Origin of the sequence: Variovorax sp. WDL1 (genome assembly GCF_001541225.1) — a bacterium.
Classification (GTDB): domain Bacteria; phylum Pseudomonadota; class Gammaproteobacteria; order Burkholderiales; family Burkholderiaceae_C; genus Variovorax.
In genome coordinates, this window is the sequence record NZ_LMTS01000068.1 from 1 (window position 1) to 14,367 (window position 14,367).

Sequence of the window (14,367 nt, forward strand, 5' to 3'; positions counted from 1 at the left end):
CGTCCTGCACCAGCGGCGCCAGCCGCGACACCAGCTCCACCCGCAGCGTGCCCACCGAGACCCAGGTGCCGCTCGTCAGCTTGAAGTCCTCGGCCACGCGGCCGTTGAACATCACGCCGCATTCGGGCCGCTGCGCATCGACGAGGTAGCCCGCGTCGCCGATGCGGTAGTAGCCCTCTTCGTCGAAGGCCTGGGCGCTTTCGCGCGGCGCGTTGCGGTAGCCGGGGAAGACCGAGACGCCCTTGACCCGCATCTCCAGCTTGTCGCCGTTGGGTACGAACTTCAGCTCCAGCCCCGGCAGCGGCGCGCCGATGCAGCCGGCGCCGTCGAGCTTCCAATGGGCCGAGGTGATGGCCGGCGAGGTCTCGGTTGCGCCCCATGACGTGGTGAGCCACAGAGGCGCAGCCGGCCGTGCGCGCTTCGCCACCGCTTCGAGCCGCTGCCAGGTCGAGGGCGCCAGCGCCGCGGCGGCATAGAAGCACAGGCGCAGGCGCGACAGCACATCGGCAGCGAGCGCTTCGTCGGCCTCGAGGGCGGGGAGCAGCATGTCGTAGCCGCGCGGCACGTTGAAGAGCAGCGTGGGCCGCACCTCGCGCAGGTTGCGCACCGTCTTCTCGATCAGGCCCGGCGCCGGGCGGCCCTCGTCGATGTAGAGCGCGCCGCCATGGCAGAGCACGATGTTGAAGTTGTGGTTCGCGCCGAAGGTGTGGCTCCACGGCAGCCAGTCCACCAGCACCGGCGTCTCCTGGTCCAGGAAGCGCCAGGTCTGCGCGATCATCTGCTGGTTGGCGCACAGCATGCGGTGCGTGTTGATCACCACCTTGGGCCGGCCGGTGGAGCCCGAGGTCAGCAGGTACTTGGCATGGGTGTCGGGCAGGATGGCCTCGAAGGCCTGCATCACGGCCGGCGTCTCGTGGGTGGCCAGCAGCCGGTCGAAAGAGCGCGCGCCGGGATGCGCGTCGGCGTTGCGGCTGAAGACCGTGATCGCATCGACGCCGCAGCCGGCCAGCACACCGCCATAGACCTTGGCGTCCGAGGCATAGATCAGCGCGGGGTCCAGCGCCTGCAGCATGCCGTGCAGCCGCGACGGGTCCTTGGCCATGCGCGAATAGGCGCTGGAGAGCGAACAGGCCGTGCGGCCGATGTGCATGGTGGCCAGCATCAGCACCGCATGGTCGATGGCGTTGTCGGAGAGGATCACCACCGGCCTGTCCCGTGGCACGCCCAGGTCGAGCAGGCCCTGCGCCACCGCGCCGACGGCACGGCGCAACGCGCGGTAGTCCAGCTTGCGCCAGCCCTCGCCGCTCTCGTCGCGCTCGGCCAGCGCCAGTGCATCAGGCGTCTCGCGCGCCCAGCGCTCCAGCCATTCGCCGACGCAGCGGGCGTACGGCCGGAGCGCGACGGGCGAGCGCAGCGCGAAAGAGCCGTCGTCGAAGTCGATGCGGATCGTGCGGGGCGGGGCGAGCTGGGTCTCGTCGTCGAAGAAGCCTTCGGCTTTCATCGCATGTCTCCTGGTAGCGCGCTGTTATTCGAGTGTGCCGGATGCGGACTTGGCGCGGATCAGGTTCAACAGCAGGGCGTCGCGCGTGCGCTCCAGATCGCTTTCGTGGCGCTGGCCGAGCTCCGCGGCAACGCCCTCGGTCACCTGTTGCTTGAGCTCCTGCGTCATCAAGGGCGACCCCAGGTCCTTCCACCAGTCCTCGATCGGCCCGCCCAGGTGCGCCAGCACATGCGCGATGCCGCCGGTGCCGCCGGAGAGGTGCAGGTTCATGAAAGGCCCCATCACGGCCCAGCGCAGTCCCGGCCCCTGCGAGATCGCCGTGTCAATGTCGGCCACCGAGGCCACGCCCTGCTCGACCAGGTGGAAGGCTTCGCGCCACAGCGCCGCCTGCAGCCGGTTGGCGATATGGCCCTTGACCTCGCGCTTCACGTGGATCGGCCGCTTGCCGATGGCCGCATAAAAGGCCATCGCGCGTTCGACGACGTCGGGCGAGGTGCGCTCGCCGCCGATCACCTCCACCAGCGGGATCAGGTGCGGCGGATTGAAGGGATGGCCCAGCACCACGCGCTCCGGATGCGCGCAGCCCGACTGCATGCCGCTGACCGTCAGCCCCGAGGAACTGGAGGCCAGGATCGCATGCAGCGGCGCGGCGGCGTCCATGCGGCGGAACAGATCGATCTTGAAGTCCATGCGCTCGGGGCCGTTCTCCTGCACGAAGTCCGTTTCGCGCAGGGCGTCTTCCAGCGACGCGTGGAATCGCAGCCGTTCCATGGACGCGCCTTGAGCGAGCCCGAAGCGCTCCAGCGTGGGCCAGTGCTGCGCCACGGCCTGGCGCAGCCGCGCCTCGGCCCCCGGCGACGGGTCGGTGGCATCGACGTCCAGCCCCTGGGCGAGGAACCAGGCGGCCCAGCTGGCACCGATCACGCCGGTGCCGACCACCGCGACGCGTGCAATGGGCGTGTCCTTGCGTGCCATGCCTCAGGACTCCGCCGTGAAGCCGACCTTCTTGACCAGCGGGCCCCAGCGCTCGAACTCGTCGCGTTGCGAACGGGCCATCTCTTCGACGCTGGAGCCATGCGCGATCAGGCCGACGACGGCAAGGCTGTCGATCACCGACTTGTCCTTGATCGCGGCGTTGACGGCCGCGTTGGCAGCGCTGACCACCGCGGCCGGCGTCCTGGCAGGCGCATAGAAGCCGAACCACTCCTCGGTCGTGAGCTCCGCGAAGCCCTGCTCGGCCAGGGTCGGCACCTCGGGCGAGAAGGGCGAGCGCGCCTTGCCGGAGGTGGCCAGCAGCCGCAGCTTTCCCGCCTTGTGGTTGGCGACGAAATCGCCGCTGGGCGTCACCATCGCGGCGATCTGACCGCCCACCACGTCGGTCACACCGGGGATGGAGCCGCGGTAGGGCACGTGCTTGAGCTCGACGCCGTTGTTGATGCCCAGCAGCGCCCCGATGAAATGCGGCGTGGAGCCGGCCGCCGGCGAGCCGTAGCTGGCTTGCCCCGGGTTGGCCTTGGCCCAGGCCAGGAAGTCCTTGACGTTCTTGACGCTGGCCGGCACCAGCGGGCCGACCGCCAGTCCGTGGTGCATCACCGCCGCGATCGACACCGGCGTGATGTCCTTGACCGGGTCGTAGCTCAGCTTGCTGTAGATGTGCGGGTAGATGGAGGTGCAGGAGAAGGGCGACAGCGCCAGCACGCTGCCGTCGGCGGGCGCGCCCTTGAGCACCTCCAGCGCGATGCGGCCGCCCGCGCCGGGCTTGTTCTCGACGACCGCCGCGTTGCGGGTGTAGGCCGAACCGGCCAACTTCTCGCCGACGCGGCGCGCCACGCTGTCGCCGGCGCTGCCGGCCGGGAAGCCGTAGTAGATCTTGACCTGCTCGATGCCCTGGGCCCGCGCGGTCAGCGGCGCAAGAGCGCCGAGGGCGGCAGCCGCGCCCAGGGTGTGAAGGAAGTGGCGGCGATCGGTCATGGCGTGTCTCCTCGGAGGTCGTTGTAGGTGGCGGTCGTCACACGGCGAATTCGGGGCGCGGCAGGCCGATGCGCGGCAGGCCCATCATGTCGCGCGCCTCGGCCGGCGTGGCGGGCTCCAGGTCCATCTCGTGCAGCACGCGCACGATGCGCTCCGTCAGCTGCAGGTTGGTGGCCAGCTCCCCTTGCCGGTAGTAGAGGTTGTCCTCCAGCCCGACGCGCGCATGGCCGCCCAGCAGCAGCGCGCTGATGTTGGCCTCCAGCTGCGAGGGCCCGATGCCGCTCACGCCGAAGATCGCGCCCTTGGGCAGCGTGTCCACCATCATCTGCAGGTGGCGCGGCGAGAAGGGCATCGCGTTCTGGAAGTTGCGGTGCACGTTCATCACCAGGTTGATGAAGTAGGGCGGCTCGTCCAGTCCCTCGTTGATGAGCGTGGTCGTGTCCTGCAGGATGTGGGTGGGGCTGAACACCTCCCACTCGGGCTTGATGCCGCGCGCCTTCATGCCGGCGGCGAGCTCGCGGCCCTTGCCGAGCGGCGTGTCCATCAGGATCTCGCGGCCCTCGAAGCTCAGGTTGAGCGTGGTCGCGTCCAGCGTGCACATCTCCGCGCCCGCGTCCATGCCCTTCACGCGCTCCTCGAAGGCGATCTCCCAGCGCCCGCCCGGCAGCGGCTTGACCATGTCGCCATGCACGCCGCCGCCGGTGGAGTTGTTGATCACGATGTCGCAGCCGGCATCGCGGATGCGCTGGTTGATCTCGCGGTACACCGCTGCGTCGCAGGTCGCGCCGTCGTCCGGCCGCCGCGCATGGATCGCGGCTACGCTCGCGCCGGCCTTCCAGCAGCGCACCACGTCGGCGGCAATCTCCGCGGGCTGGGTGGGAAGATGGGGGTTCTGCGATTTGTGCGCCATGCCGCCGGTAGGGGCAATGGTCACGATCACCTTGCGCTTGGACATCGATCGGTCTCCTTGGATGAGCGCGCTATTATTTTTGGCCGCCGCCGGCCCCACAGTCATTGCGACGACATTTGGAGTCAGGGTTTACGCGGCGAGGAGCGTCGATGCACAACAAGCCGATCCGGAGACAGGCGGCCTCCCTTTCCATACCCGACCTGCTGCAGCGCTCGGGCTGGTTTCCGGCGCTGGATGCCGGCGCGCAGGCGCGGGTGCTGGACGAGATCCGCGAGCAGCCGGTGGCCGCCGGGTGTGCGCTGTGCCGCCGCGGAGACACGCCGCTGCACTGGTACGGCACGCTGGAAGGGCTGCTCAAGTGGTCCATCACCGCCGCCGACGGGCGCTCAGTGACGCTGGGTGGCCTCTCGGTCGGCAGCTGGTTCGGCGAGGGCACGCTGCTGCGGGCCTTGCCTCGCTCGGCCGACATCATCGCGCTGCGCGACAGCCGGGTGGCGCGCCTTCCGGTGGAAACCTTCGAGTGGCTGCACCAGACGCAGCTGAGCTTCAACCATTTCCTGCTGCGCCAGCTCAACGAGCGCCTGCACTGGTTCATGGGCAACTACGCGGCGCATCGCCTGCTCGACGCCGACAGCCAGGTGGCGCGCGCACTCGCGGGGCTGTTTCATCCGTGGCTGCATCCGGGCAGCGATGTGCACCTGCAGACCTCGCAGGAGGAGATCGCGAATCTGTCGGGCCTGTCGCGCCAGCGCTGCAACGCGGCGCTCAACCGGTTGCGCGAGGCGGGGCTGCTGCACATCGAGTACGGCGGAATCACCGTGGTCGACCTGGAAGGGCTGCGGCGCTTCGTCGAGTAGCGGCCGCGGTGGGCGGCGGGCGTCAGTGCTGCTGTTGCTGCGTCTTGTGCAGGGGCTTGGCGCCGGGGCTCTGGGGCTGCTCCCCTTCCTCGGCAGGGCCCGCGTGCGGGCGTGCCGTTCGCAGGTCGTCATCCTCATCGTCGCGCCACTTCTCATGGTCCGGATGGCGCCGTGGCGGGCGTCCCTCCGCAGGAATGGCGGCATCGTGTCTGGGCATGATCAAGCTCCTTGAAAGGCGACTCCCTTCAAGTTAGCCAATGTCCGAAGCGCCCATGTCGGGAGGGCGCGGGACTCACCGTGGGAGAAGGCGCACGTGCTGCACGCGCCGTCCCGCATCAGAACTTGTGCGTGAGATGGGGCGGCCCTTCCTCGTCGCCGGTGCTCTCGTCGTCCACCGAGGCAAGCTTGAGGCGGGCGGCTTCATGCCGTACCTTCAGTTCCGCGTAGCGCTCGCGCTGCTGCGGCCGCGCGGGCGTCTGCTGCATGCAGGCGATGTAGAAGCGCGACTCCTCGGCGTTCAAGCCAAGCAGCAGTTCCTGGCCTCGCCCATCGATGGCGAGGGCGCTGCGGGCTTGCAGCTCGGCGCGTTGCGCTTCCGGCATTTCAAGCAGGTTCATCGTCGGCTCCTTCGGTTCAGTCGGACGTGTCCCGACAGTCTGCCACCGCATCCCGGGCGACGCGACGGAGGTTGCCGCACTGCTGACGCGGTCACGACTGACACCGGCGCGTGCATCCATGAACTCGAATCGCGTTCCCTTTCGTGTCCAAACAAGGAGCCATTCGATGCCCACGTCCAGGAAGAAGCCCGCCACCGAGGCGGCCGGCAAGGCCGCTGCCAAGTCAGCTGCTCGAAACACCGCGAGCGGGCCTGCGCGTACGGACAGCGCCGGCGGCGACGCGCTCGCGGCCCGTGCCGCCGAGCTGAACGACATGGCCGCGGCCATGCCGTACAACCCCAACAAGATGCTGGATGCCGGCCGCGATAGTGCGGTGCTGCCGCCCGAAGGCGCCAGGACGCCGCCGCCTTCCGTGCAGGCCGGCGCCAGCACGCTGAGCGAAGCCAACTTCTCGCCCAAGACCGGCGAGGGCGCCGCGCCCGGCGAGAACCGCACCGCCGGCTCGCTCGACCGCGTGCGCGTCGATTCCACCGGCCAGATGCTCACCACCAACCAGGGCGTGCCCATCGCCGACAACCAGAACTCGCTGAAGGCGGGACTGCGCGGGCCGGCCCTGCTCGAAGACTTCATCCTGCGCGAGAAGATCACCAACTTCGACCACGAGCGCATTCCCGAGCGCATCGTCCATGCGCGCGGCTCGGGCGCGCATGGCTACTTCGAGGCCTACGAGGCGCTGACCGACCTCACCCGCGCCGCGCCCTTCCAGGAGAAGGGCAAGATCACGCCGGTCTTCGTGCGCTTCTCCACCGTGGCCGGCGAGCGCGGTTCGGTGGACACCGCGCGCGACGTGCGCGGCTTCGCGGTGAAGTTCTACACCGACGAGGGCAACTGGGACCTGGTGGGCAACAACATCCCGGTCTTCTTCATCCAGGACGCGATGAAGTTCCCCGACCTGGTCCACTCCGTGAAGCCCGAGCCGCACCACGCGATGCCGCAGGCGGCGAGCGCGCACGACACCTTCTACGACTTCATCTCGCTGTCGCCCGAGTCCACGCACATGATGCTGTGGACCATGAGCGACCGCGCCATCCCGCGCAGCTACCGCATGATGGAAGGCTTCGGCGTCCACAGCTTCCGGATGGTCAACGCGGCGGGCGAGAGCCGCTTCGTCAAGTTCCACTGGAAGCCGAAACTCGGCACGCATTCGCTGGTGTGGGACGAGGCCGCCAAGATCCAGGGCGCCGACGCCGACTACCACCGGCGCGACCTGTGGGAAGCCATCGAGGCCGGCGAGTACCCCGAGTGGGAGCTTGGCCTGCAGGTCTTCACCGAGCAGGAGGCCGCCAACTGGAGCTTCGACATCCTCGACGCCACCAAGATCGTGCCCGAGGAACTGGTGCCGGTTCGCATCGTCGGGCGCCTGGTGCTCGACCGCAATCCCGACAACTTCTTCGCCGAGACCGAGCAGGTCGCCTTCTGCACCGCGCACGTGGTGCCGGGCATCGACTTCAGCAACGACCCGCTGCTGGCCGGCCGCATCCATTCGTACAAGGACACGCAGATCCTGCGCCTGGGCGGCGCCAACTTCCACGAGATCCCGATCAACTCGCCGATCGTGCCGGTGCACAACAACCAGCGCGACGGCATCAAGCGCCAGGCCCTGCACCGCGGGCGCGTGGCCTACGAGCCCAACTCGCTGGCCGGCGGCTGCCCCTTCCAGGCCGGCGCCAAGGGCTTCGTCTCCTTCCCCGAGCCGATGCAGGGCGACAAGCTGCGCGGCAAGCCGGAGAAGTTCGCCGATCACTACCAGCAGGCCACGCTGTTCTGGAACAGCCAGACGGAATGGGAGAAGGCGCACATCGTCGGCGCCTTCCGCTTCGAGCTCTCCAAGTGCACCGTGCCGGCGATACGGGAGCGCATGGTCTCCAGCCTGGCCAACGTGGCACCGGAACTCGCCGCGCGCGTGGCCGAGGGCCTGGGCATTGCCATGCCCGCGCCCATGCCGCGGGCCGCTGAGAAGCCGCAGGCGCCCGAGGTCGCGACTTCGCCCGCGCTGTCGCTCACGGCCCGGCCCGGCGAGGGCGGCATCCGCACGCGCAAGATCGCGCTGCTGGCGGCCGATGGCGTGGACGGCGCTTCCATCGAGGCGCTGCAGGCGGCCCTCGTCGATGCGGGCGCGGTCGCGCGCATCGTCGCGCCTCGCATCGGGCCGGTGCGCACCGCCGGGGGCGGCACGCTGGACGCCGATGCCTCGCTGGAGAACACGCCGCCGGTGCTGTTCGACGCCGTCGTGCTGCCGGACGGGCAGGCCGGTGTCGAACTGCTGGCGAGCGTGGGGCAGACCAAGGAATTCGTCGTCAACACCTACCGCCACTGCAAGACGCTGCTGGTGCTGGGCGCCTCGAAGACGCTGACGGACAAGCTGGGCATGCCCGCGACGCTGCCCACCGGCGAGCCGGACCCCGGCATCCTCTTTGCCGGCGCCGGGGAGGACATCGCGGCGAGCTTCATCGCCGCGCTGGCCAGGCACCGGCACCCGGAGCGCGACTCGGACCCGCCGCGCTTCTGATTTGCTTCAACGCCGGTGGTAGCTGGGCGCCAGCTCGTACACCGGCGTTTCCAGGCCCTCCATCCGCGCTTTCAGCTGCAGCGCCAGGAACTGCGAGTAGTGGCGCGACTGGTGCAGGTTGCCGCCGTGGAACCACAGGTTGGGGGCCTGCGTGGGCTTCCACATGTTGCGCAGTTCGCCTTCCCACGGGCCGGGGTCCTTGGGCGTGTCGGAACCCAGGCCCCAGCACTTGCCCACCTTGTCGGCGATCTCGGGGGAGATCAGGTCGGCCAGCCAGCCGTTCATCGAGCCGTAGCCGGTGGCATAGACCAGCAGGTCGGCCGGCAGCTCGCTGCCGTCGCTCAGCGTCACGGAACGCGCGTTGACGCGCTCGATGTTCACGCCGCTCTTCAGCTTGATGCTGCCGTTGGCCACCAGCTCCGAGGCGCCCACGTCGATGTAGTAGCCCGAGCCGCGGCGAAGGTACTTCATGAACAGGCCCGAGCCGTCGGTGCCGAAGTCGAGCATGAAGCCGGCCTTCTCGAGCCGGCTGTAGAGATCCGCGTCGCGGCGCTTCATCTCCTCGTACACCGGGATCTGGAAGCCATGCATGATCTTGTAGGGCACCGAGGCGAAGATCAGGTCGGCCTTGTGGTGGTCGATGCCGTTCTTCACCGCCTGTTCCGAGTACAGCCCGCCCAGCGCCAGCTCCATCAGCGAATCGGAGGGCGCGATGTGGGTGGACGAGCGCTGGATCATGGTGACGTCGGCGCCGTGCTCCCACAGCGCCGCGCAGATGTCGTGCGCCGAGTTGTTGGAGCCCAGCACCACGCACTTCTTGCCTTGGTAGGCCTCCGGGCCGGGGTGCTGGCTCGAGTGGTGCTGCTCGCCCTCGAAGTCCTCGGCCCCGGCGATCTGCGGCACGTTCGGGTAGCCCGAGACGCCGAGCGCGAACACCAGCTGCTTCGGGCGCAGCACGATCTCCTCGCCCTCGCGCTCGACCGTCACCTCCCATTGCTGCTTCGCCTCGTCGAAGCGCGCCTTCTTCGCGGTGGTCGAGCTCCAGTAGTTGAGCTCCATCACCCGCGTGTACATCTCCAGCCAGTCGCCGATCTTGTCCTTGGGCGCGAACACCGGCCAGTCGTCCGGAAAGGGCAGGTAGGGCAGGTGGTCGTACCACACCGGGTCGTGCAGGCACAGCGACTTGTAGCGCCGCCGCCAGGAGTCGCCGGCACGCGCGTTGCGCTCCACGATGATGGTGGGCACGCCCAGCCGGCGCAGCCGCGCGCCGAGCGCAATGCCGCCCTGGCCGCCGCCGATGATCACGACCTCGGGCTGCACCGTGCGGCCCAGCGCCTGCTCTTCTTCCTCGCGCTGCTCGAGCCAGCTCTTGCGGCCCCGGTGCACGCCATGCTCGGCGCCCTTGGCGCGGCGCTCGCCGGTCTTCTCCTCGAAGCCCTTGAGCTCGGTCATGGTGGTGAGCAGGGTCCAGCATCGCCCGTTGCGCAGCCGCAGGTGGCCGCGGCCGCGCGCCACGCGGGTCTCGAAGCCGAACCAGGCATCGACTACCCCATCGGCCTCGGTGGCCTCGCCCTCGATCGCGAAGTTGGAGGGCCGGGTGTCGGCCAGCCGCGCTTCCAGCATCGCGCGGATGGCCTCCGGCCCTTCCTGCGTGCGGATGTTCCAGGTGAAGGCGACCAGGTCGCGCCAATAGCTCTCTGGCTCGAAGAGGTCGAGGGTGGCATCGATGTCCTGGCGCGCGAGAGCGGCAGCGAAATCGGCCAGCCAGGCGGCAGCGGCGCGGGTCGGATCGCGGGTCGAATCTGTCATGCAATGTCTCCGTGTGTGAAGGAACTAAAGCCATGCGCGTCGAGGCGCGTCGCTTGCAGGGCATCTTTCGTGCCGGGGCGGCCCGCACGGGAAATCAATGACTTGGCGCCGTCTTTGTCGCAGCTGTCGCAGGCGTCGCGCGACAGCGTCGCAGGCTGCGACAGGCGCTACAGGCGCGAAGGCGGCACGATGGCGTGGCGCTTCATGTGCCGGTACACGGTCGCGCGGCAGACACCGAGCTCGGCCGCCGCCTTGGCCACATGCCAGCGATGCCGTCTGAGCAGCTCGACCAGCTGCATCGCGTCCGGCCCCGCACCGGGCGCGGCCTGCGTCGGCGCGGCATGCGGCGCGTCGGCCGCGAGCGCGGGCAGCTGGAGCTCGTCGACGTCGACCCTGTCGCCGGCGCACAGCGCCAGCGCGCGGCGCAGCACGTTGCGCAGCTCGCGCAGGTTCCCGGGCCATCCGTGGGCAAGCAGCCGTTGCATCGCCGCCTCCGACAGCCGGGCGCGCGAGCCCATGGAGGCGGCCTCCTCGTGGAAGAGGGTCTCGACCAGGTGGCGGCGGTCCTGCCGTGCCCGCAGCGGCGGCAGCTGCAGCACCGCGCCGCACAGGCGGAAGTAGAGGTCCTCACGGAAGCGCCCATCGGCCACCAGCGCCGGCAGGCGCCGATGGGTGGCGGCGATCACCGCCAGGTCGACCCGCTGCGGCGACTCGCCGCCCAGCGGCAGCACCTCGCCCTCGGCCAGCACGCGCAGCAGGCGCGTCTGCAGCGAAAGCGGCATGTCGCCGATCTCGTCGAGGAACAGCGTGCCGCGGTCGGCCTGCGCGATCAGCCCCTTCATGCCCTTGCTGCGCCCGCCGGTGAAGCTGCCGGGCGTGTAGCCGAACAGCTCGCTCTCGATCAGCGACTCGGGGATCGAGGCGCAGTTCACCGCCACGAAGGGCATGGCCGCGCGCTGGCTCGCGCCGTGCAGTGCGCGGGCCAGCACCTCCTTGCCGCTGCCGGTCTCGCCCTCGATCAGCACATGGATGCCGCGGTCGACCAGGCGGCGCGCCTGCGCCAGCAGCTTGCGCATGACGGGGTCCTCGCCTGCGATGTGCTCGAGCGGGGGCAGCCGGTCCGTGGGCCGTGCCGCGCTCGTCGCCGGCGCGGCCGGGCGCCGCACGCGCGGCGCCAGCAGCGAGGCCTCGTACTCGCCATTCGGCAGCTGCAGCATCTGCGCGAAGGGCAGGGCGCCGTGGCCGAGGCACCAGACGGCTTCCATCGGCATGTGCAGCAGCTCGGCGACGGCGCAGCCGACCAGGCCGGCCGGCCCGGCGCCATCGTGCGACCCGAAGGCCTGGCGCGCCCCGCCGTTGGCGCCGACGATGGTGCCTCCCTCGTCGAAGGCCAGCATCGCCTCGCCCGCCACCTCGACCAGGCCATGCGCGCGGCCCAGCCGCAGGATCCAGTGGCCGCGGAAGTGGCGCAGGAAATCGGCGTCCTCGATCATCCGCGCGTAGATGGCCACCAGGTGGCGAACCAGGTGCTGGCTCTCCTTGGCCTCGGGCGAGTGCAGCGCCGAGACGTCGAGGATCGCCGTCAGCTTGCCGCCGTGGTCGAACAGCGGCGCGGTGGTGCAGGTCAGCGCGATGTGCGTGGCGTCGAAATGCTCGGTCTGGTGGCAGGTCATCGGCGCGCGCTCCACCAGGCAGGTGCCCACGCCGCAGGTGCCGGCGTGCGCCTCGTTCCAGTCCGCGCCGAGGTAGAGGCCGGCCTTGCGCAGCTGGTCGTCCCAGGCCGGGTGGCCGATGTAGTCGACGGTGATGCCTTCCGCGTCCGTCAGCAGCACCATGTAGCCCAGGTCGGCGACGCGGCGGTACATGTCCTCCATGCCGGCGCGTGCGGTGCGCAGGAAATGCTCGAGTTGCTGCTGGTGCGCGCGCACGTCGGCGGCCGGCAGGATGCGCGCGGGCGTGGGCTTCGACGGATCGAGCCCATGGTCGCGCACGCAGCGCGCCCAGGACTGGTGGACCAGGCTCGCCGGCGCCTCGGCGGGCGCGGCGCGGGTGGCGATCGCATAGACGTTGTCGATGTGGCGCGACTGGATGGAAGTCATGTTCAATCAATCTCGCGAGGCGCGCCGCGGCGCGGACGGCACAGCCGGACATCTTTGGCGGCCGATGCCGCCGCGAGCCAGAGGTAAAACCCGGTGCGTCGCGCCCGGGCATCGCGCCGCAGCAGGGGCTTGTGCCACGCCTGGGGCATGCAAGCCGCCCGGAACGTCCTCGCTCTCAGGCCGCCCCGTGCGCCTGCAGCAGCGCCTCCCTGAAGGCCAGCGCCGCGCGCGAGGGCGCCGGCGAGCGCCGCATCACGCAGACGAAGCCGCAGTCGTAGCGGAACATCGACTTGCGCACCGGCCGCATGCGCCCGCCCTCCTCGAAGATCCGCCCATAGTGGTCGGGCAGGAAGCCCAGGAAGCGGCCCGAGAGGATCAGCGTCGCGATCGCCTCCTGGTCCAGCCCGGTGGCCGCGCGCCTGAGCCCGGCGCGGTGGCTGGCCTCCATGTTGGGCGAGTGGTAGCCCAGGCCCGCGAAGCGATGCGCGCGCAGGCCCTTCCAGTCCAGCCCGGTGTTGCGGCCCTCGAACAGCGGATGGCCGGTGCCGCAGTACAGCAGCATGGTCTCGTCGAACAGCGGGTCGTAGGCCAGGCTCTCGGAGCTGCGGTGCGCCGGGATGATGCCCACGTGCAGGCTGCCGTCGATCAGCTGGCGCTCGATGGCGTTGATGGTGCCGATCTGGATCTGCAGCGTCACCTCGGGCGCGCGCTCGACGAAGCTGGCGATGGCCTCGCCGATGCGGGCCTTGGGGTTCGTCGCCGTCTTGTCGAAGAGCCCGATCTCCAGCCGTCCGCCCATGCGCTGGTGGATGTCGTCCACGCCGCTGCGGAAGGCGTCCACCGCGCTCAGCAGGCGCATCGTCTCCTCGTAGATGCGCTGGCCCTCCACCGTCAGCGCGAAGCCTGCGCGGCCGCGCCGGCACAGCGTGAGGCCCAGGCGCGTCTCCAGGTCCTTGATCTGCCGGCTGATGGTTGAAGTGCCGACGTTGAGCTCCAGCTCCGCCGCCGCCATGCCGCCGCAGTCGGCCACGGCCTTGAAGACCTTCAGCATGCGCAGGTCCGATTCGCCGAGCTGGCCGAGGCGGGAGGGCGCGGAAGAGGAGGGCGTCTTTACTTTCATGGATGGGCAAGTGAACGTGGATATTCCGGCATTGGCCGAAGTATCCGGCCTCTCCAGAATCAGTGCCACCTCCAACCGCCGGCGCGCGCCCCGCGCCTCCTGCCATGACCACCCTCGCCGCCGACACATCCGCCCACGCCCCCACGGTCCGCACCGACGCCGCCTGGCTGGACGCCCACTGGATGCCCTTCACCGCCAACCGCCAGTTCAAGGCCGACCCGCGGATGATCGTCGAGGCCAAGGGCCTGTACTTCACCGACAGCGACGGCCGCAAGATCTTCGACGGGCTGTCCGGACTCTGGTGTTGCGGGCTGGGCCACGGCCGGCCCGAGATCACCGAGGCGGTGAGCCGGCAGATCGCGACGCTGGACTACTCGCCGGCCTTCCAGTTCGGCCATCCGCTCTCGTTCGAGCTGGCCAACCGGCTGCGCGAGCTCACGCCCAAGGGCCTCGACTACGTGTTCTTCACCGGCTCGGGCTCCGAGGCGGCCGACACCTCGCTCAAGATGGCGCGCGCCTACTGGCGCGCCAAGGGCCAGGCCGGCAAGACCCGCCTGATCGGCCGCGAGAAGGGCTACCACGGCGTCAACTTCGGCGGCATCTCGGTCGGCGGCATCGCCGCCAACCGCAAGACCTTCGGCCAGGCCGTGGAGGCGGATCACCTGCCGCACACCCAGCTTGCGGCCAATGCCTTCTCGCGGGGCGAGCCCGAGCAGGGCGCCGAGCTGGCCGACCGCCTGCTGGACCTGATCGCGCTGCACGACGCGAGCAACATCGCCGCCGTCATCGTCGAACCCTTCTCGGGCTCGGCCGGCGTGGTGATCCCGCCCAAGGGCTACCTGAAGCGCCTGCGCGAGATCTGCACCGCGCACAACATCCTGCTGATCTTCGACGAGGTCATCACCGGCTTCGGC

At 69.9% G+C, this 14,367-nt stretch carries 12 protein-coding genes; 3 read left to right on the top strand and 9 right to left on the bottom strand.

Annotated features, from left to right (window positions below):
* From APY03_RS09155 to APY03_RS09170, 4 genes are all read right to left on the bottom strand, one after another.
* Nucleotides 1-1,501: AMP-binding protein (locus tag APY03_RS09155; RefSeq protein WP_068676029.1), on the bottom strand; the 1,501-nt coding region annotated here is incomplete at its 3' end.
* Between the two features lie 24 nt (nucleotides 1,502-1,525).
* Nucleotides 1,526-2,476 (bottom strand): 3-hydroxyacyl-CoA dehydrogenase NAD-binding domain-containing protein, encoded by a 951-nt coding sequence (locus APY03_RS09160; protein ID WP_068676031.1) that lies wholly within the window; start codon nucleotides 2,474-2,476, stop codon nucleotides 1,526-1,528.
* A 3-nt stretch (nucleotides 2,477-2,479) separates the two neighbouring features.
* Nucleotides 2,480-3,472 (bottom strand): Bug family tripartite tricarboxylate transporter substrate binding protein, encoded by a 993-nt coding sequence (locus APY03_RS09165; RefSeq protein WP_068676033.1) that lies wholly within the window; start codon nucleotides 3,470-3,472, stop codon nucleotides 2,480-2,482.
* Between the two features lie 37 nt (nucleotides 3,473-3,509).
* Nucleotides 3,510-4,427: a 3-keto-5-aminohexanoate cleavage protein gene (locus APY03_RS09170; RefSeq protein WP_068676035.1), complete on the bottom strand. Its 918-nt coding sequence runs from the start codon at nucleotides 4,425-4,427 to the stop codon at nucleotides 3,510-3,512.
* A 104-nt stretch (nucleotides 4,428-4,531) separates the two neighbouring features.
* Between APY03_RS09170 and APY03_RS09175 the strand changes: the two genes are divergently transcribed.
* Nucleotides 4,532-5,239 (top strand): Crp/Fnr family transcriptional regulator, encoded by a 708-nt coding sequence (locus APY03_RS09175; protein WP_068676037.1) that lies wholly within the window; start codon nucleotides 4,532-4,534, stop codon nucleotides 5,237-5,239.
* 22 nt (nucleotides 5,240-5,261) lie between these two features.
* Here APY03_RS09175 and APY03_RS09180 read toward each other — a convergent pair whose 3' ends face one another.
* Nucleotides 5,262-5,456: a hypothetical protein gene (locus tag APY03_RS09180; protein WP_068676039.1), complete on the bottom strand. Its 195-nt coding sequence runs from the start codon at nucleotides 5,454-5,456 to the stop codon at nucleotides 5,262-5,264.
* Nucleotides 5,457-5,574: 118 nt separating this feature from the next.
* Nucleotides 5,575-5,856, bottom strand: a complete 282-nt coding sequence (locus APY03_RS09185; protein ID WP_068676041.1) for a hypothetical protein — start codon at nucleotides 5,854-5,856, stop codon at nucleotides 5,575-5,577.
* A gap of 166 nt (nucleotides 5,857-6,022) precedes the next feature.
* Between APY03_RS09185 and APY03_RS09190 the strand changes: the two genes are divergently transcribed.
* Nucleotides 6,023-8,425 carry a catalase gene (locus APY03_RS09190; protein ID WP_068676043.1) on the top strand — a complete coding sequence of 801 codons (2,403 nt, stop codon included), beginning with the start codon at nucleotides 6,023-6,025 and terminating at the stop codon, nucleotides 8,423-8,425.
* Nucleotides 8,426-8,431: 6 nt separating this feature from the next.
* On the opposite strand, the gene APY03_RS09195 is transcribed toward APY03_RS09190, so the two are convergent.
* The 3 genes from APY03_RS09195 to APY03_RS09205 form a co-directional block, all read right to left on the bottom strand.
* Nucleotides 8,432-10,234 carry an NAD(P)/FAD-dependent oxidoreductase gene (locus APY03_RS09195; protein WP_068676045.1) on the bottom strand — a complete coding sequence of 601 codons (1,803 nt, stop codon included), beginning with the start codon at nucleotides 10,232-10,234 and terminating at the stop codon, nucleotides 8,432-8,434.
* A 167-nt stretch (nucleotides 10,235-10,401) separates the two neighbouring features.
* On the bottom strand, nucleotides 10,402-12,333 hold the full coding sequence (locus APY03_RS09200) for a sigma-54-dependent Fis family transcriptional regulator (protein WP_068676047.1): 1,932 nt from the start codon (nucleotides 12,331-12,333) through the stop codon (nucleotides 10,402-10,404).
* 175 nt (nucleotides 12,334-12,508) lie between these two features.
* Nucleotides 12,509-13,453: a LysR family transcriptional regulator gene (locus APY03_RS09205; protein ID WP_068676049.1), complete on the bottom strand. Its 945-nt coding sequence runs from the start codon at nucleotides 13,451-13,453 to the stop codon at nucleotides 12,509-12,511.
* A gap of 104 nt (nucleotides 13,454-13,557) precedes the next feature.
* On the opposite strand from APY03_RS09205, the gene APY03_RS43510 reads away from it, so the two are divergent.
* On the top strand, nucleotides 13,558-14,367 hold an 810-nt coding region (locus APY03_RS43510; protein ID WP_232324207.1), incomplete at its 3' end, for an aminotransferase class III-fold pyridoxal phosphate-dependent enzyme.